19 protein-coding genes are annotated in these 16,878 nt (G+C 71.4%); 8 read left to right on the top strand and 11 right to left on the bottom strand.

Features of this window, described 5'->3' with window-relative positions; genetic code table 11:
- Nucleotides 1-56: 56 nt before the first annotated feature.
- Nucleotides 57-1,577, top strand: coding sequence for an APC family permease (locus tag CRYAR_RS39845; RefSeq protein ID WP_035858575.1), 1,521 nt, complete (start codon nucleotides 57-59; stop codon nucleotides 1,575-1,577).
- Here the strand turns inward: CRYAR_RS39845 and CRYAR_RS39840 are convergent, their stop codons facing one another.
- The 5 genes from CRYAR_RS39840 to CRYAR_RS39820 all read right to left on the bottom strand — a co-directional run bounded on the left by CRYAR_RS39840 (nucleotide 1,578) and on the right by CRYAR_RS39820 (nucleotide 6,215).
- Nucleotides 1,578-2,510 carry a hypothetical protein gene (locus CRYAR_RS39840; RefSeq protein ID WP_035858573.1) on the bottom strand — a complete coding sequence of 311 codons (933 nt, stop codon included), beginning with the start codon at nucleotides 2,508-2,510 and terminating at the stop codon, nucleotides 1,578-1,580.
- On the bottom strand, nucleotides 2,507-3,091 hold the full coding sequence (locus tag CRYAR_RS39835) for a SigE family RNA polymerase sigma factor (protein WP_084701578.1): 585 nt from the start codon (nucleotides 3,089-3,091) through the stop codon (nucleotides 2,507-2,509). The genes CRYAR_RS39840 and CRYAR_RS39835 overlap by 4 nt, the downstream gene beginning before the upstream one ends.
- Nucleotides 3,092-3,297: 206 nt before the next feature.
- Nucleotides 3,298-3,588, bottom strand: a complete 291-nt coding sequence (locus CRYAR_RS39830) for a hypothetical protein (RefSeq protein ID WP_035858572.1) — start codon at nucleotides 3,586-3,588, stop codon at nucleotides 3,298-3,300.
- Between the two features lie 94 nt (nucleotides 3,589-3,682).
- Nucleotides 3,683-4,339 carry a DUF5709 domain-containing protein gene (locus CRYAR_RS39825; protein WP_035858570.1) on the bottom strand — a complete coding sequence of 219 codons (657 nt, stop codon included), beginning with the start codon at nucleotides 4,337-4,339 and terminating at the stop codon, nucleotides 3,683-3,685.
- A gap of 73 nt (nucleotides 4,340-4,412) precedes the next feature.
- A complete protein-coding gene (locus tag CRYAR_RS39820) occupies nucleotides 4,413-6,215 on the bottom strand; it encodes an AfsR/SARP family transcriptional regulator (protein ID WP_051571635.1) in 1,803 nt (600 codons plus the stop codon).
- A 246-nt stretch (nucleotides 6,216-6,461) separates the two neighbouring features.
- On the opposite strand from CRYAR_RS39820, the gene CRYAR_RS47830 reads away from it, so the two are divergent.
- Nucleotides 6,462-7,268 carry a hypothetical protein gene (locus CRYAR_RS47830; protein WP_157018446.1) on the top strand — a complete coding sequence of 269 codons (807 nt, stop codon included), beginning with the start codon at nucleotides 6,462-6,464 and terminating at the stop codon, nucleotides 7,266-7,268.
- Between the two features lie 317 nt (nucleotides 7,269-7,585).
- Entirely contained in the window at nucleotides 7,586-8,725 is a 1,140-nt protein-coding gene (locus tag CRYAR_RS39810) for a chitinase (RefSeq protein ID WP_051571634.1), read from the top strand.
- 34 nt (nucleotides 8,726-8,759) lie between these two features.
- Here the strand turns inward: CRYAR_RS39810 and CRYAR_RS39805 are convergent, their stop codons facing one another.
- The 3 genes from CRYAR_RS39805 to CRYAR_RS39795 form a co-directional block, all read right to left on the bottom strand.
- Entirely contained in the window at nucleotides 8,760-9,152 is a 393-nt protein-coding gene (locus tag CRYAR_RS39805) for an SCO5389 family protein (protein ID WP_035858565.1), read from the bottom strand.
- A gap of 14 nt (nucleotides 9,153-9,166) precedes the next feature.
- Nucleotides 9,167-10,120 (bottom strand): ATP-binding protein, encoded by a 954-nt coding sequence (locus tag CRYAR_RS39800; protein ID WP_035858563.1) that lies wholly within the window; start codon nucleotides 10,118-10,120, stop codon nucleotides 9,167-9,169.
- An 89-nt stretch (nucleotides 10,121-10,209) separates the two neighbouring features.
- Nucleotides 10,210-10,683, bottom strand: a complete 474-nt coding sequence (locus CRYAR_RS39795; RefSeq protein ID WP_035858561.1) for a hypothetical protein — start codon at nucleotides 10,681-10,683, stop codon at nucleotides 10,210-10,212.
- A gap of 211 nt (nucleotides 10,684-10,894) precedes the next feature.
- Between CRYAR_RS39795 and CRYAR_RS39790 the strand changes: the two genes are divergently transcribed.
- Nucleotides 10,895-11,350, top strand: a complete 456-nt coding sequence (locus CRYAR_RS39790; RefSeq protein WP_051571632.1) for a lamin tail domain-containing protein — start codon at nucleotides 10,895-10,897, stop codon at nucleotides 11,348-11,350.
- A gap of 7 nt (nucleotides 11,351-11,357) precedes the next feature.
- On the opposite strand, the gene CRYAR_RS39785 is transcribed toward CRYAR_RS39790, so the two are convergent.
- Together CRYAR_RS39785 and CRYAR_RS39780 are read right to left on the bottom strand one after the other, a co-directional pair.
- Nucleotides 11,358-11,819: a hypothetical protein gene (locus CRYAR_RS39785; protein WP_035858558.1), complete on the bottom strand. Its 462-nt coding sequence runs from the start codon at nucleotides 11,817-11,819 to the stop codon at nucleotides 11,358-11,360.
- 90 nt (nucleotides 11,820-11,909) lie between these two features.
- The gene (locus tag CRYAR_RS39780; protein ID WP_035858556.1) at nucleotides 11,910-12,833 is read right to left on the bottom strand and encodes a LysR family transcriptional regulator; all 924 of its coding nucleotides are present in this window, start codon (nucleotides 12,831-12,833) and stop codon (nucleotides 11,910-11,912) included.
- 71 nt (nucleotides 12,834-12,904) lie between these two features.
- Between CRYAR_RS39780 and CRYAR_RS39775 the strand changes: the two genes are divergently transcribed.
- A complete protein-coding gene (locus CRYAR_RS39775; RefSeq protein ID WP_157018444.1) occupies nucleotides 12,905-13,933 on the top strand; it encodes an SLAC1 family transporter in 1,029 nt (342 codons plus the stop codon).
- On the opposite strand, the gene CRYAR_RS39770 is transcribed toward CRYAR_RS39775, so the two are convergent.
- On the bottom strand, nucleotides 13,853-14,275 hold the full coding sequence (locus tag CRYAR_RS39770) for a YccF domain-containing protein (protein ID WP_035858553.1): 423 nt from the start codon (nucleotides 14,273-14,275) through the stop codon (nucleotides 13,853-13,855). The two genes, CRYAR_RS39775 and CRYAR_RS39770, sit on opposite strands and share 81 nt — an antisense overlap.
- Before the next feature lie 115 nt (nucleotides 14,276-14,390).
- On the opposite strand from CRYAR_RS39770, the gene CRYAR_RS39765 reads away from it, so the two are divergent.
- Genes CRYAR_RS39765 through CRYAR_RS44320 form a run of 3 tightly spaced genes read left to right on the top strand, consistent with a single transcriptional unit; the run spans nucleotide 14,391 to nucleotide 16,869 of the window.
- Nucleotides 14,391-15,203, top strand: coding sequence for a glycosyltransferase family 2 protein (locus tag CRYAR_RS39765; RefSeq protein ID WP_051571629.1), 813 nt, complete (start codon nucleotides 14,391-14,393; stop codon nucleotides 15,201-15,203).
- Entirely contained in the window at nucleotides 15,203-16,117 is a 915-nt protein-coding gene (locus CRYAR_RS39760) for a glycosyltransferase family 2 protein (protein WP_035858548.1), read from the top strand. The genes CRYAR_RS39765 and CRYAR_RS39760 overlap by 1 nt, the downstream gene beginning before the upstream one ends.
- Nucleotides 16,114-16,869, top strand: coding sequence for a polysaccharide deacetylase family protein (locus CRYAR_RS44320; protein WP_051571627.1), 756 nt, complete (start codon nucleotides 16,114-16,116; stop codon nucleotides 16,867-16,869). The genes CRYAR_RS39760 and CRYAR_RS44320 overlap by 4 nt, the downstream gene beginning before the upstream one ends.
- Nucleotides 16,870-16,878 lie beyond the last annotated feature (9 nt).

Below are 16,878 nucleotides of genomic sequence, written 5' to 3'. Positions count from 1 at the left end.
GCATCGAGCAATCGACCTATTATTACGCGAACGTTGTTCGCATTGGAGTTGTTCGCATGTCCAGAACGCACGAGGGCACACTCGCCGGCTGGCAACTGGCGATCGTCGCCACGATGAGCCACGCACCCCTGCTGGTGGCCTGGGTGGCCATCCCCGGCGCCTTCCAGTTCGGGCACGTGGTCGCGATGCCGCTGGTCTACGTGCTCGGCGGCGTCGCGCTGCTCTGCGCGGCGCTGGCCTTCACCAGCATGGCCCGCCGGGTACGGCACCCCGGCGGCCTCTACGCGCTGGTCTCCGCCGGGCTCGGCCCGACGCTCGGGCTCGGCGTCGCCGCCGTGGTGCTCGTGTCGTACCTGGGGTCGCTCGTCTCGCTCTACGCCGTGTTCGCGCTGACCCTCTCCGGCCTGTCGGTCGACGTGCTCGGCGTCGACCTGCCCGGTGAGGCCGCCGCGTTGATCGGCGTGGTGCTCGTCTCGCTGCTGAGCATGGTCCGGCTGCGCCGGGTGATCTGGCTGCTGGGCGCGCTGCTCGTCGCGCAGGCCGTCATCCTGATCTGGTTCGACGTCCGGGCGCTGCAACTGCCGATGCGTGACGGCGACCTCACCGCGCCGCTCGATCCGGGCTGGCTGTTCAGCGGCTCGTTCGGGATCGCGCTCTGCTTCGCGGTGACCGCGTTCATCGGCCTGGACACCAGCCTCAACTTCATTCGCGACGTGCGCGCCCCCGGCCGCAACGTCCCGCGGGCGGCCTACCTGGCGGGAATCATCATGACGGCCGCGTCGGCGTTCAGCGCCTGGGCGGTCAGTGCGGCCACCAGCGGCCAGGCCCGGGCCGCCGTCGCGCCCGACGACGTCGCCGCCACAACCGGCACCACCGGCCAGTCGCTGTTCACGCTGATCGGCCGCATCGTCGGCCCGGAAGCGGCGGCGAACGTCGCCCGGCTGATCATGTTCACGCTCGTGCTCGCGGTCGTCGGCTGTGCGGTCGTGCTGCACAAGGCCGTGAACCGGCAGCTGTCCGGCCTCGCGCTCGACGGTGTGCTGCCGCCGGCGTTCCGGCTCGGCGCGCGGAAAGCCGTGCACGTCCGCGCCGCCGTCCCGGCGCTGGCCGCGATCGGCGCGGTCGCCGTCGTCGCGAGTGGCGACCGCATCTACGCGCTCTGGCTCGGCCTGGCCAGTGGGCTCGGCATCACCGGCGCACTTGCGCTCACGTCGATAAGCGCGTTGTTCTGGTTCCTGCGCAGCGACGAGGACGAGACCGACGTCGGCGGCTGGGAGCTGCGCGCGGTCGCCGGTGCGGTCGCCGCGGTCGTGACCGGCTTCGTATTCGTCTTCGGCCTGCTACGCCTGTCGTCGGTGTTCCCGCCGGCCGGTGGCCGGCCGTCGTGGTTGCTCGCCGCGTTGATCGGTGCGGCGTTCGCCGCCGGGGTCGCGTGGGCGATGGTGCTGCGGTTCCGCCGTCCGTCCGTTCACGCGGGCATCGGCCGGCCCGACGACGACGCCGTCCCGCCCGTCGCCGCGGTGCCGCCGGTCGCCGAGCACGTTCCGGTGCACGAGACGTACTCGTACCACCGCTGATCAGAACCCGCCGTGCACCCGCACGTCCGAGGTCCGCGCGCTCGCCGACGCGAGGTAGGCGTCCTTGCCGGTGCTCCGCGGGCCGCCCGGGTCGTACTGACCGGCGAACGTGTAGTCACCCGGGGCGATCGTGGCTCCGGCGCGCAGCTGGAACCGGTAGTACAGCCACCCGGACCGCTCCCGCGTCGTGACGACGAGCTTGTCCTTCGCGATCGTGCTCCAGTTGCCGGTCGCGCGGACACCGGACGACAGCGCGACGCGGATCGTCACGTCGAGCGCGGTCATCTCGGTCTTGCTCTTGAGCGTGACCGTGCTCTGCGCGTAGTTGTCGTTGGAGTTGGGGTCCATCGAGCCGTCCGACCAGAGCCAGCCCTGCTCGGGGGCGCTCCCGCCCGGGAAGGTCTCGATCGGGAGCGACGCCTCGGGGGACCGGCTCGACCGCGGCGTCGAGGATTCGCGCGGGGACGCCGACCGCGCGGACGGTGACGCCGCGGACGGCGATGCGGCCGACGACGTCGGTGCGGGTGGGGTCGCCTCTCCGGAAGCCTCGGTGGGCGCGACCGCGGTCACCGGCGGCGGGGGTGGCGCACTCGCCGCATCGGGCTGCTCGGTCGACCCGAAGCCGCCGACGAGCCAGGCGCCGCTGACTCCCAGCGCCACGACGGCGCCCAGGGCCCCGGCCGCCGCCAGCGGCCGCAAGCCGCCGAATCCGCCGGCCCGGCCGAGTGGCCCGGCGGCCCGGCGTCCGCCTGCTCGCCCGAGGCCTGCTCGGTCGGTGCTTCGCCGGGCCGAGCCGTACGCGCCCGGGCCGGCCGCGGACTCGGCGCGGCGGCGTTCGATCCGGGCGAGGATCGCGTCGCGGTCGGGCTGGTGCTCGTCGGCCGCCGCGCGCAGGCGGAGGCGCAGCTCCTCCTCGCGGTGGCCCGGCGTCATCTCGCGCCCCCGGTCGCGCCCCGGCGGCCACCGGCCACGCTCCGGACCAGCGCGGCCCGCGGATCGACCGACCCGTCGGTGGCCGCGATCAACGCGGCGAGTTGCGCGGCGCCGCGGGACGTCTGGCTCTTCACGGTGCCGACGGAGATGCCGAGGATGTCCGCGACCTCACGCTCGGACACGTCGAACGCGTACCGCAGCACGACGCACGCGCGCCGGCGGTACGGAAGGCGGGCCAGCGCGGCGCGGACGTCGAGCGCGGCGGGAACGTCGGCCTCGGCGGTGCGCTCGTCCCGGCGGAACAGGCCCAGCAGGCGGGCGCTGTGTTCTTCCAACCCGTTGCGCCGGTTCCAGCTCCGGGCGACGTTCACCAGGACTCCGCGCGCGTAGGCCAGCGGGTCGTCCGCGGCCCTCACGCGATCCCAGTAGCGCCAGATCTCGGCCAGGGCGTCGGCGGCCAGGTCGTCGGCGACGCTGCTGTCCCCGGTGATCAGCGACGCCATGCGGGCCAGCTCTCCGTGGTGGGCTTCAAAAAAATTGTGGAAGGCGTGTTCGCGGGGCCGATCGAACACGCCTTCCACCTCCCACAGCGCTGCCGGGTGCGTAGTCAGCGCCTGGAAACAAATCGAATGTTAGCCACGGAAAAAGTGCCGTCAAATCAATGGTGAGAATACAAAAAAAGGTTGCCGGGCAGCTATTTAAATGGGCCCTAAGTCGACGACAGGTCTAGATAAGACAGCACGGGCCGCCCCTGGCGGGGCGGCCCGTGTCGAAGATGCTCGTGACGTCAGGTGGTCTGGCTGACGGCGACCAGGAACAGCGCGGTCGAGATCACGAACGCCACCGCACCGAGGATCAGGCCGGCGAGCCCGAGACCATTGCCGGCCTTGGCCTGACGGCGGCTCAGGAAGCCGAGTACGACGGCCACCGCGCCGAGGATCCAACCGGCGATCGGCACCCAGCTGGCGACGATCGCGAGGATACCGACGACGAGCGAGCCGATCGCGAGGCCGTTACCGGCCGAGCGGGCCGGTGCGTTGTCGTAACCCATCTCGGGGTGTCCGGAGACGTTCGCCATGAGCTTCCTCCCCAGGGAGCTGTGCGTCGACTGTGTTGCTGCTGTGGTTCCCGGTTCTGAGCGTGACTAACCACTCTCTATTGAGGACGGTTCGTCAGGGCAGGTCGCGCACCACGTGAATGGCTTGTTCCTCGGCCGAGGTGCCGCCGAAACCCCGCTCGTCGGCGATCGCGTCCTTCTCGTCGTCGACGTGGGCACCCTCGTCCGGCTCGACCAGGCGGCCGGCCTGGTCGTCGAAGTCCCGGTCGTAGACCGAGACCGGCGAGTCGGTGCGCGGGTCGAGACCGTCGAGGGCCGCCGCGGTCTCCGGGTCCTCCGCCTCGGGAGCGACGCCGTCGATCTCGGTGGCGACGTCGTCGGCGTCCAGCGGGCGCGCCTGCACCTCGGGGTAGTCGTCACGCGGGCTGCCCCCGGTGTCGAGGTCGGTCTCGTCGGTGTTCGTCGACTCCCACTCGGCCTCGGCCTCGCCGACCGGGTCGGCCACCGTGGGAGCGTCGAGTTCCTCGATGACGTCGGGCTCCTCGCGACGCAGCCGGTCCTCCAGCGGTTCGCCCTCGCGTTGTTCCTCGGCCGTCGTGCCGAACTCCGTCGACGCGATCGGGCGGTCGGTCGGGAGAGCCGCCGCCGAAGGACCGTCCGCCGCGCGGGCGGCGTTACGCTCCGGGTCCGCGAACGAGTCGTCGTCGGCATACCCCGGCAGCCCCTCGGCCTCCGGGTCGGTGACCGATTCGGCGAAGTGCTCGGTGCTCATGGGTCCTCCGGGATCGTCGAGATAGCTCGTGGAGTGGCTACCCATCCCGGATCAGGTCATACGTGCGGTTACGTCACGTAGTTGAGTTGCTGGGCACGACGAGGGCCACGAAGCGGTGCAGCGCGGCGACGTTGAGCCGCAGGTCGGGGTGGCGGCAGGTGAGGTCGTAGACCGACGTGTAGGGCCCGCGCACGATCCGGTCGGCGATGATCCGACCGGCTTGTTCCACCGACATCCCGGGCAACTGAGCCAGGACGTACTCCGGCACCCCGTTGACGTCGATCAGGCCGCCGTCGCCGAACCAGCGGGGCAGGTCGGGGCGGCCGATCCGGAGCTCACGGGCCATCTCCGGGTGGTGCGTGACGATCTGCAGCGCCCGCTCCCGGTCCATCTGCCCGGTGATCGCCGCGGCCTGGTCGACGTTGCGCCGGCTGTTCTCGTCGTACATCACGAGCGTGAACACGTGGGCCGCGCCGACGAGCGGGGAGATCACCAGACCGGACAGGATGAACCAGTCCCAGATCGTCCACGGGCTGTCGACCTCGTTGTACTCGGCCGGAATCGTGAACGCCGCGATCCAGAACCCGAGGGTCGCCGCGAGGTAGACGACCGCGGCGGCGACGTTCAGGATGCTGCGCCGACGGATGCCGATGTAACCGATCAGCAGGAACGTCGCGTGACCGAACGTGAAGATGGCCAGCAACGTGAACAGGGACGCCTTGATCCAGCCGAGCACGACCCGGTTGTCACCGGACGGTTTGGGGATGGGCAGCGGGGGCGGGGAGTGCCCGACGCCGTACGGCGGCGAGGGGAACGGCATCGGGTACGGCGGCGGGCTGTACGGGGGAGTACTGAACCCCGGTGGGCCGAGCGGCGGTAGGCCGAGCGGCGGAGAGCCGAGCGGCGGAGGGCCTGGCACCGCCGGCGAGCCGACCGGGTGCCACTGCGCGGCCGGCGGAGGCGCCACCGGCGGCGCGATCCGGGCCGCGGCCGGGGCCGGGGTCGCCGCCGGGGCCGGGGCCGTCGCGTGGGCCGGCGCCGGAAGGGGCGGTGGCGTCTCCGGGAGCTGCTCGGCGACCCGCTGCGTCGGCACCGACACCAGCGCCGGATCCGACGACAGGATCTGCTGGTGCAGCTCGCGGAGGTGGTCGCCGGGATCGACGCCGAACTCCTCGCGCAGATGGTCCTGGGCGTCCCGGTAGGCGGCCAGCGCCTCGACCTGGCGCCCCGAGCGGTAGAGCGCGAGCATCAACGCCGCGCGCAGGCCTTCGCGCCCCGGGTACTCGTTGACCAGGCGGCCCAGCTCGGTGGTGAGAGCGGCGTGCCGTCCGAGCTCGAGCTCGAGCTCGGCGAGCGACTCCCACGCGGCGGCGTAGTGGTCGCCGAGCTGCTGGCGCCGGGCGTCGAACCACCGGCCGGCGAGCCCGGCGAGCGGAATCCCGCGCCAGAGTTCGAGGCCACGGCGCAACTCGGCGGCGGCTCCGACCGCGTCACCGCTCCTCCGTGACGTCTCCGCCCGGCGAACCCGACTCTGAAACGTCTGGACGTCGTACTCGCCGACGTGCAGCCGGTACCCGCCGTCGCCGAGCGTCAGCACCTGGGACGGGGTGCGTGGCGAGCGTTCGGGCTCCAGCACCCGGCGCAACCCGGCGACGTACTTCTGGACGACGTTCGCGCCGTTCTCGGGCGGATCGTCGTCCCAGACCGCTTCGACGATGCGCTGCGCCGGCACCGCACGGTTGGCGTCGAGGAGCAGTACGGCGAGCACTGCCCGCTGTTTTCCCGGACCGAGGTCGAGGGCCTGGCCGCCTCGCCAGATCCGGAGTGGACCGAGGGCGGCGAAACGCAGCGCCGGTTCGGCGCCGTCGACGTCCACCCGTACCTCCTCGACCGTCTGTGCGCGCGCACGCGACCTTAGCAACTTCCTCGGAATTCGATTTGTGACCTGGCGAAAGCGCAGTTCAGCGGGGCGGGGAAGTCGTTCGGCAGTGCGCGGCAGCGGAGCCGCAGCACTTCGGCAGCCGGTCTCGACAGGCTTCCGAAGCGCGACAACTCGTGCCCCTGCCGTAACAGCGGCTCCCGCGTTACCGCAGCCCCTAATCGAATTGGAAGTTGAGAAGTCATGCGTTCTGCAGTGAAGACCAGCCGCCGAGTCCGCGTGCTGGGAGCAGGTCTGGCTCTGGCCGCCTCCGTCGTGCTCACCGGCTGCGGCGCGTCGGACGTCGCCGAGACCGTGAAGGAAGCCGTCCAGACCCAGCAGGAAAAGCTGATCGACGCCACCGTGAAGCCCACCACCGCGCTGTACGACTACACGGTCGTGCAGCAGGGAGAGCCGAAGGAGGCCGAGACGTTCACCGGCTCGGTCAACCCGCCGGACAAGGCGTACCACCAGAAGTCCGTCGGCAAGACCGAGGAGTACACGCTGACGCTGGACCTGGTGGTCATCGATCAGAAGTCCTGGGTCAAGGTGAACCTCGAGGCCGACCCGGACGCGGGCTTCGTCGAGTACCCGAAGAAGTGGATGGCGCTCGACCAGTCGCGGTTGGCGACGAAGCTGGTCTTCGGCCCGCAGGACGAGGACCCGCAGCGCCTCAACGCGCTGTTCACCTCGATCGTCGACGCGACCGAGGAGTCGCCGGGCAAGTTCAGCGGGACGATCAACCTGGCCGAGCAGCCCGACAGCGAGTTCTTCTCGGCCGAGACGATGAAGGCGCTCGGTGACACGGCGAAGGCGGTGCCGTTCACGGCTTCGGTCGCCGACGGCAAGCTCACCGACTTCGTGCTCTCGGCGCCCGCGACCGGCGTCAGCAAGGCCCAGACCTACACGGTGACCTACCAGAAGCCCGGTTCGGGTACCCCGATCACCGCGCCGACGGCCGCGGAGACGGCCGAGACCCCGGACTCCGTCTACGAGCTTCTCGCCAGCTGATCCGACGCACCGCGCCGGGCGACCGCCACCACGGGGGGCGGTCGCCCGGCGTCGTGCTGTGATCGTCCGATCGCGACTGAGTGGGCACCGTCACGGTTCTGGTGCCAAGGCTGTGAGCAGGCTGGATGCCAGCCTAACGCTGCCTTAAGTCCGGTGGACGGTGGTAACGGATCGTTGCTCTGGACCGATATTGTTGATGACTGAAACAACCGCCACGTCTGGAGTGCAACGTCCCCGTGCATCGATCGAGCAAGGGTGCCGGGGGTGCCCACAGACGCCGAACGCCCCGACGCCTCGTCGTTTCGGCCGGTCTCGTCGTGGCGTTCGTGATGACCACCGCCGGTGCGTACGCCGCGGTCGGGCCGACGATCCGGCACACCGCTTCGCCGCTCGCTGCGGGCTGCAGCGCGGAGGAGTGCGAAGACGACGAGACGCCCTCGGCCGAGCCGGCGCCGTCCGCGGAGTCGAAGCGGCCGCACGTGCGTCGATCGCACCTCCCGGCCGCGGGTGGCAAGGCCTCGCCGTCGCCAAGGCCGACCAACTCCAACGGCACCGAGTTCTCGCCCTACGTCGACGTGCTGCAGTACTCGGAAGCCGACCTGCTCGAGGTTCGCAACGCCGGGGTCAAGCACCTCAACCTGGCGTTCATCATCTCCGGCAACGGCTGCACCCCGGCGTGGGACGGCCAGGTGGGTGTCGGTGACTCGTCGGTCAAGAGCAAGGTGTCGGCGTACCGGGCCGCCGGCGGCCAGGTGCGGGTCTCGTTCGGCGGGGAGTCCGGCACCGAGCTCGCGGCGAGCTGCTCGTCGGCCGACGAGCTGGCGTCGGCGTACCAGAGCGTCATCGACGCGTACGGGCTCACCCGGGTCGACTTCGACGTCGAGGGCGGCGTGCTCGGTGACAGCGCGTCGGTCGACCGGCGCTCACAGGCGATCGCGATCCTGGAGCGGACCGCTTCGGCGGCCGGGAAGTCGCTCGAAGTCTCGGTGACCCTTCCGGTGAACCCGAGTGGCCTGACCTCCGACGGGGTCAACCTGCTCAACAGCGCGGCGAGCAACGGCGCCACGATCCACGCCGTGAACGTCATGGCGATGGACTTCGGCAGCGAGGCGGCGCCGGACCCGGACGGCCGGATGGGGTACTACGCGATCCAGTCGATGAAGGGCACGCAGAAGCAGATCAAGAGCGCGTTCGGGCTGTCGGAGGCCGCGGCCTGGTCCCGGGTCGCGGTCACGACGCTGATCGGCGTCAACGAGCCCTCGACCGAGGTGTTCACCGCCTCCGACGCCCAGCAGCTGAGCGCGTTCGCGCGTTCGCGGGGCGCGGCGTGGACGTCGTTCTGGCAGCTCGCCCGGGACCAGCCGTGCTCGGACGGCGCCGAGGCGAACGCGAGCTCGGACTCCTGCTCCGGCGCGAGCGACAGCAAGTACCACCTCGCCCGTTCGTTCCTGGGGTAGCGCCGGCCGCGGGGCGGCCGGCGCTACCCTGGTGTCAGCAGTCGCGGAGCTCCGGGGACTGGTTGAGCAGCTGGCCCCGGGTGGACGTGAACGCGCGGTGCTCCGGGCCGCCGACCGCGGCCGGCCGGAACGCCGCCACGCGATGGCAGTTCTGGAACGCCAGCGCCACGCCGAAGTGCCGCTCCAGGCCGCCGCGGATCGCATCGCTGGCCAGCGCGCGCAGCAGCTGCCCGCGCTCGGCTTCGCTCGGCGGCGGCGTCGAGTCGTCGGCGAACGGGTCGGAGCCGGACTCCAGATCGGCGATCACCCGGGTGATCGTCGACCAGGCGTAGGGCAGCGACTCGCGGACGCAGTCGACGAACTCGGCGTCGCTGACCTCGCCGTGTTCGGCCCGCTCGAGCAGGGCGGTGGGGACGTTGAGGGACATGATTTCTCCTTCGATCAGTGGATGAGTGCGTCGGGGCCCAGCACGAAGTCGGGATCGATCTGATCGGCCAGCTCCGTACCGGTGCGTTCGTCGCCCCAGGCCGCCGCGTTCCGCCGGTGGAAGTCGACGGCCTGGCGGGTGTAGCGGTGCCAGTCGCGCGGAGTCGCGTCGAGCGCGGCACGGACCGCGGCCAGCGCCGAGTGGTCGGACGGTGCCAGGTCGTCGAGGTGCAGCGGCTCGCCGCGCTCGGCCGCCCGGATCGCGGGCGAGAGCCCCACGCAGCCGAGAAGATCGCCGCCCACCTGCTCACGCAGGAACGCGACGTCGCCGTCGTCGAGCACCTTGTTGCCGACGACCGACACCGCCACGCCGTGCTCGGCGGCGTACCCGCAGTACTGGTGGTAGACGCCGACGCTCTTCCGGGTGGGCTCGACGACGAGCACCGTCCGGTCGAACCGGGTGAACAGCCCGGAGGCGAACGCGTCCGCACCGGCCGTCATGTCGACGACGACGTACTCGTCCGCACCGTCCACCAGGTGGTTGAGCAGGAGCTCCACCGCGCCGACCTTGCTGTGGTAGCAGGCCACGCCGAGGTCGGACTCGGCGAACGGCCCGGTGACCAGCAGCCGGGCCCCCGCGGCCGGGTGGCCGTACTTCGCCCAGAGCGGCTCGTCGTCGCCGACCCGCAGCAGCCGTGAGCCACGCCCCGGCGGCGTGGTCTTGATCATCTCGGCCGCCGACGCGATCCGGGTGTTGTCGCCGCGCAGGTAGTCCTTGAGTTCGTCGAGGTGTTGGCCCAAGGGGGTGATCCCGACGTCGTCCGGGAGCCCCAGCGCGGCACCGAGGTGTTGGTTGATGTCGGCGTCGAAGGCGAGCACCGGCCGGCCCTCGGCGGCGAGCCGGCGGATGAAGAGCGCGCTCAGCGTCGTCTTGCCGCTCCCTCCCTTTCCGACGAACGCGATCTTCACGGGTGACTCCTCGATAGACGGTTGGCCTTGACCTGAAAATGAATATCATGAAGATCTAGATCGAGTCGAAGGGATGGCGGCGTGTCGCGTCACGGCGCGTGATCGGCCGAAGCCTCGTTCACGACGGCCGCGACACCGGCGAGGAGCAGAACCAGTGCGGGCAGCAGCGGGCCTCCGCCGTGCGGCGGCGGGCGGACCGACGACCACCGCGGAGCCTCCGGGTGGCCGAGGAGGCCCGCCACGCGCAGCGCTCGGCGCCCGTGCTCGGCGCCGAGCCGATCGGAGACCCAGCCGATGACGGCCGCCGGGTCGAGCGGCGTCCAGCCGGACCGCAGGGCGAGCAGCTGGCTCGCCGCGACCGCTTCACCGGTGAGCGTGGCGCCGCCGGGGCTCAGCTCGAACTCGGCCCGGCGCTCGGTGACCCACAGCCGCCGGGTGGCGTCGTCGGCGGGCGCCGCCGAGCCGGTCAGGAGGATCTCGTCGACGGCGTCGAGAAGTATCCGCCGCGCTACCCAGCCGAAGTCGGGTGCGGGTTCGACGCCCCAGCCGTCGTACACGTCCACGGTGCTCCCATCAGCCGGCGAAGCGGGTTCGTCGGTGACGGTAGGGAACCCGATGCCGGCTCGGCCGTTTCTCCACCGCCGGCGCCGAACGCAGATTCCCCTGTGGATGAACGGCCCGCCCGACACGTCCCGGCGGCTGAGGTTTTCCGGCTGCGTTGTGGATACGGTCGACCCACTTCGTGCTGCGAATCAATGGAGATGGAGCATTACGTTGCGTCTGATCCCGGGTCTGACCTCCGCGGCCACTGCGGCCGCTGCTGTCGTGTTCGCCCTCGTGCCGGCCTCTCCCGCCGCGGCTGCGCCGGTCGTCCAGTTCACTCGTTCGGTCTACAACTCCCCGGGTGCCGACACCCGGACGAACAGCAGTCTGAATGCCGAGTACCTGACGCTGAAGAACACCGGCAAGGCTCCGGTGGACCTCAATCGGTGGACGGTGCGCGACAAGGCCAACCACGTTTACACGTTCGCCGGGAACGTGACGGTGCAACCGGGTGCCACGCTGTGGCTGCACACCGGCCGGGGCACGGACGACGCCAGCCACCGGTACTGGAACTCCGGCAACTACATCTGGAACAACACCGGCGACACGGCCTATCTGCGTGACCCGGCCGGAACCCAGATCGACACGTGCAGCTGGAAGAAGGGAACCCAGCCGGTGGCCTGCTGACCGGCGGTCAGGCGACCGTCAGCGCGCCCGCGGAGAGCCGGCTCAGACGACGCTCGGCCCACCGGGTGAGCGCCTGGTCGGTCATCGAGCGCTGGTAGAGGCCCAGGCTCGACACGCCGGTGACCGCGACCGTCACGGCGGCGAGCAGGCTGAAACCGGCCAGCCCGGCGAGCTGCTGCGGCATGCCGACCAGCGAGTCGGTGGCGAGGCGGGTCATTCCGTAGAGCTCGGACGCGGTCGCGGCGGCGCCGAGCGAGGCGATCACCGACCAGTGCATGCGCTCCACACGGGAGCGAACCCAGCGAACCCAGCGCCAGGCCGAGTAACCGGACAGGGCGCCGGTGAGCCCGAGGAAGGTGACGGCGACGCCTCCGAGGCCGACACCGACCGGTAAGAGCGTCGTGACCAGGGCGATCGTGAGGAACACCGCAACCGCAGCGATGGCTAACGAGAAGCCGAAGTCGAGCACGCCTGAACACCCGCCCTACCGAGAAACGACACGCGCCTTACATCCTTGTCGTTCCGTCGCCGCGAGGCAACAGTCAATCCACAAAGGACGCTATCTCCGCGCGATCGCGAAGAGGTCGCGCGCCGGGCCCGAGAGCGGCTGTCCGGTGGGCCACACCGCCCGGAGCTCGCGCCGCAACACCAGCGGCGGCGCGCCGGGGTCGGCCTTCACCGCGACCTCGACGAGCGCTCCGCTGCTCAGCTCGCCGGCGATCGCCAGCGAGCTGAGCACGGCCGGTCCGCTCCCGGCCGCCACCGCGTACTTGATCGCGGTGGTGGACGAGAGTTCGAGCAGCGGCGGAGCGATCGTCGTCACGCCGGCCGCGTGCAACGCGCTCTCCAACGCGCGGCGGGTGCCGGAGCTCGACTCGCGCGCGACCAGGGGCGTGGCGGCCAACTCGCTCACCGGGACACCGCGCCGACGCCGGACCCACGGGTGGTCCGGTGCGACGACGAGCGTGAGCCGGTCGTGGTGGACGGTCTCGGCGTGCAGGCCGGACGGTAGATCAGGACCCTCGACGAACCCGAGGTCCACCTCGCCGGCCAGCACGCGCCGGGCGACGTCGGCCGAGTTCACCGCGTCGAGCGTCACGCCGAGCGCCGGGTGCGCGGCTCGCACCGAGACCAGCCAGCCCGGGAAGAGGTACTCGGCCACGGTCTGGCTCGCGGCCACCCGCAACGTGCTGTCGTGCGCGGCCCGGAGCGCGCCGACACCGGCCGCCAGCGCGTCGGCGGCTTCGATCGCCGCGCGCGCCCAGTCGGCGACGAGCGCGCCCTCGCCGGTGAGCGTCGAACCGCGGGGCGTCCGGTTGAGCAGCGCGATGCCGAGGCGGCGTTCCAGCTGGCGCAGCCGGGCGCTCGCCGCGGGCTGGGAGACGCCGTGCTCGCGGGCGGCCTGCCCGACGCTGCCGAGCCGTGCGACCGAGAGCAGCAGGTCGAAGCTGCCCAGGTCGGCGAAGAGCGGCGCGAGAGGCATAACCGTAGATTATGAGCTCAGCCTGATCTGCTCCCTACCGGCCCACCCCGGCGCGCCCGAGGCTGAGGGGCGTGACGACGCTCCCGCTTTTGCCCCCCGCGGTGGTCACCCGCCGGGTTGACGTGCTCCCGAACTGGTTCGCCGCGGTGATGGGTACCGGGATCGTCGCCGTCTCCGCGGCCGGGCTACCGGTTCAGGTTCCCGGGTTGCGCGTGCTCGCCACGGTCACCTGGCTCGCCGCGGCCGGCTTGCTCGTCGGCCTGCTCGTGGCGTCGGCGGCGCAGTGGAGACGGTTCGCCCGGCACCTGGCCGACCCGACGACCCTGCAGTTCTACGGCGCGCCGCCGATGGCGCTGATGACCGTCGGCGGGGGTGCGCTCGTGCTGACCGGGGCGGCTCCGGCCGCCGTCGCGCTCGACGCGGTGCTGTGGACGCTCGGCACCCTCGGCGGCCTGGTGACGGCGGTCGGCGTGCCGTACCTGATGATCACCCGCCAACACCGGGAGCTCCCGTTCGGCGGATGGCTGATGCCGGTCGTGCCGCCGATGGTGTCGGCGGCGAACGGTGCGCTCCTCGCGCCGCACGTGCCGTTCGGGGCCGAGCTCGAGATCATCTGCACCGCGCTGTTCGGGGCCGCCCTGATCGCCGCGCTGCTGGTGACCTCGCAGCTCTGGGGGCGGCTGGTCGCCGGCCCGCCGATGCCGGCGAAGCTCGTCCCCACGCTCTGGATCGTGCTCGGGCCGCTCGGCCAGTCGATCACCGCGGCGCACCTGCTGTGGGAGCGCCCGCTCCCGTACACGCTGCCGGTCTGGGGCTTCGCGCTGCTGTGGCTCGCGCTGGCCGGCGCGGTCACGCTCCGGGCGAGACCGCCGTTCGGTCTCCCCTGGTGGGCTTTCACGTTCCCGACCGGGACGCTCGTCACCGGGACGACCGCGGCGGCCGCCGACACCGGTTCCCCGGTGCTGACGGCCGCCGCAGTCGGACTCTTCCTGCTACTGCTCACCCTGTGGGCGCTGGTGTCAGTGCTGACGCTCCAGCACGCGTGGCGCCGGGACGAACCGGTCGCTGTCCACGATCTCGCGCCCGAACGGCACCAGTGAGATCCCGATCAGCTTGAGGTTGGCCCAGGCCATCGGGATACCGATGATCGTCACGGCCAGCGCGGCCGCGGTGAACAGGTGGCCCAGCGCGAGCCACCAGCCGGCCACCACGAACCAGATGACGTTGAGGAACCCGGCTCCGACCCCGGCGCCGGGCTTGCGGACCATCTCCCGCCCGAACGGCCAGAGCACGTACCCGGCGATCCGGAACGAGGCGACCCCGAACGGGATCGTGACGATGAGCAGGCAGCAGATCAGGCCGGCGATCACGTAGCCGACGGCGAGCCAGAAGCCGGCGACAAAAACCCAGATGACGTTGAGCAGAAGGCGAATGGCGCTCATGAGTCAAGTGTCCCTCCCGGGCGCAATGCGACCCACGTCACAAATGCCCTGAGTATCACCGCTCCTCCCTCGGCGCTCTCCCTGCTGAATCCGCGAGAGAGCAGGGAGAACGGCGATGTTCGAGAAGCGCGTCACGCACCGCACCGTCAGCGTCGTCATCCCGACGATGAACGAGGCCCGGAACATCCCGGTCGTCCTCGCCGCGCTGCCGCACTACGTCGACGAGGTCGTCCTGGTCGACGCCGGCTCGGTCGACGGCACGGTGGAGGCCGCACTCGCGGTCCGCCCCGACACCACGGTCATCCGCCAGACCCGGCGCGGCAAGGGCAACGCGCTCGCGGCCGGCTTCGAGGCCGCCACCGGCGATTACGTCGTGATGATCGACGCCGACGGCTCGATGGACCCGGCCGAGATCGACGCGTTCGTGACCGAGCTCGACAACGGCGCCGACTACGTCAAGGGCAGCCGCTTCGTCGACGGCGGCGGCAGCGACGACATCAGCCCGCTGCGCCGAGCCGGCAACTGGGGCCTGAACACCCTGACCAACCTGCTGTTCCTCACCAGCTATACCGACCTCTGCTACGGCTACAACGCGTTCCGCCGCAGCGTGATCCCGACGTTCGGCTTAGCCCCCGCGCACCTGTCCGAGGCTCACTGGGGCGACGGCTTCGAGGTCGAGACGCTCGTCAACATCCGGGTCGCCCGGGCCGACCTGGTCATCGCCGAGGTGCCCAGCTTCGAGTCCGACCGCCTGCACGGCGAGAGCAACCTGCGGACGTTCCGCGACGGCTGGCGTGTGCTCGTCACGATCGTGCGCGAGCGGTTCAGCCGGAAGCTCCCATCCGCGACCCGAATCGTGACTCAGGTTCCGCAGCGGCCGGTCGATGCAGCGGTCATGACCCCCACCAGTACGAACAGCGCTGCCTGATGACGGTGACCGTCGGCATCACGTGCCACACCGAGGAGCGGTGGACCCAGCTGCTCGAGGCCATCGCCTCGGTGCGCGGCCAGGACCACGCGCACCGGCTGGTCGTGTCGGTCGACCACAATCGCGCGCTCCACGAGCGTCTGACCGAGCATTTCGGCGACGAGATCGAGGTCGTCGAGAACCGGTACCAGCGGGGCGTGTCCGGCTCCCGGAACACGATCGCCCTCGCCGCCACCACGCCGCTCGTGGTGTTCCTCGAGGACGACGCGTTCGCCGAGCCGGGCTGGCTCACCGCCCTGGTACGCGCGATGGACGCCGGGCACGTCATCGGCGCAGGCTCGCGCATCCTGCCGGTCTGGCACACCAGCGAGCCCCGCTGGTTCCCGAGAGAGTTCGGCTGGGTGATCGGCGCGACGCTGCCCGAGGCCTCGGCCGAGCCGGTCCCGGTCCGCAACGTCTGGACCGGCGGGATGATCGTCCGCCGTGAGGTGTTCGCCGAAGTGGGCGGGTTCCGCGCCGACTTCGGCAAGGTCGGGAACGTCTCCGAACCCGAGGACACCGAGCTCTGCCTGCGCATGTCGCGTAGCCGTCCGGACGGGCAGTGGCTGCGTGTCCCGGCCGCCGTGATCCGCCACCACGTGCCGGCCGAACGGTCGAGCGTCGCGTTCTTCCTGCGCCGCTGCTGGCTGGAGGGCCGCGGCAAAGCCGGGCTGGCGACGCTCACCCGCGACCGCGCCGACCGCGCGGCCGCGCTGTCGGAGGAGGGCAGCTACCTGCGTCGGGTGCTGCCCCGCGGTGTGCGCGCCTACCTGCAGCGGGGCGACGTCGCCAAGGCCGGCATGGTGCTCGCGGGCGTGGCGTCGACCGGGGTCGGGTTCGCGCTGCAGCTGGCCCGGACCGGGCTGGCCCGATGACCGCGTTGCCGATCCTGATGTACCACGGCGTCCCGGCCGAGCCGGACGCCGTGCCCGACCCGCTCCGGGTTCCGGCGGCGGACTTCCGGGCCCAGATCTCCACGCTCACCGCCGACGGCTGGGAACTGCTCGGCCTCACCGAAGCGCTCGGCGCCAAGGCCGCCGACCCCGACCGTCCCGTGGTCGCGCTGACGTTCGACGACGCCTACGACGACTTCCTGAACGCCGCCGCCGTGCTGGCCGAGTTCGGGGCCCGATCGACGCTCTACGTGCCGACCGGATCGGTCGGCAGCCCCGGCTACCTCGGCTGGGACCAGCTCGGCGCGCTGGCGGCCGCGGGCGTCGAGATCGGCAGTCACTCCCGGCAGCACCACCCGATGGACACGCTCCCGCCGACGATGCTCGGCGACGAACTCGTGCGCAGCCGCGCCGAGCTGACCGCACGTCTCGACGTACCGATCCGGTCGTTCTGCTACCCGCACGGCTACAGCAACGGCCGGGCCCGTCGCGCGGTCGCCGACGCCGGCTACCTGAACGCGTGCGTGATCGGACGCCGGCTGGCCCGCCCGGGCGACGACCGGTTCGCGTTACCCCGTCTCCAGCCGCTACCCGGCATGAGCCGCGACGAACTGCGGTGGATGGTCGCGTCCGGCGAGCCGGGGCTCAGCCCGGTCGTGAAACGCGCGCTTCAACCCGCTTGGCGGCTGGCCCGCCTGGCGAGCACCCGCGTCCTGATGCACGAGCTCACCTGAGGGAGACCC

It is taken from the genome of Cryptosporangium arvum DSM 44712, assembly GCF_000585375.1.
Taxonomy (GTDB): domain Bacteria; phylum Actinomycetota; class Actinomycetes; order Mycobacteriales; family Cryptosporangiaceae; genus Cryptosporangium; species Cryptosporangium arvum.
Note: the sequence above shows the minus strand (reverse complement) of the source record. Positions and strands in the feature narration are given on the sequence as shown.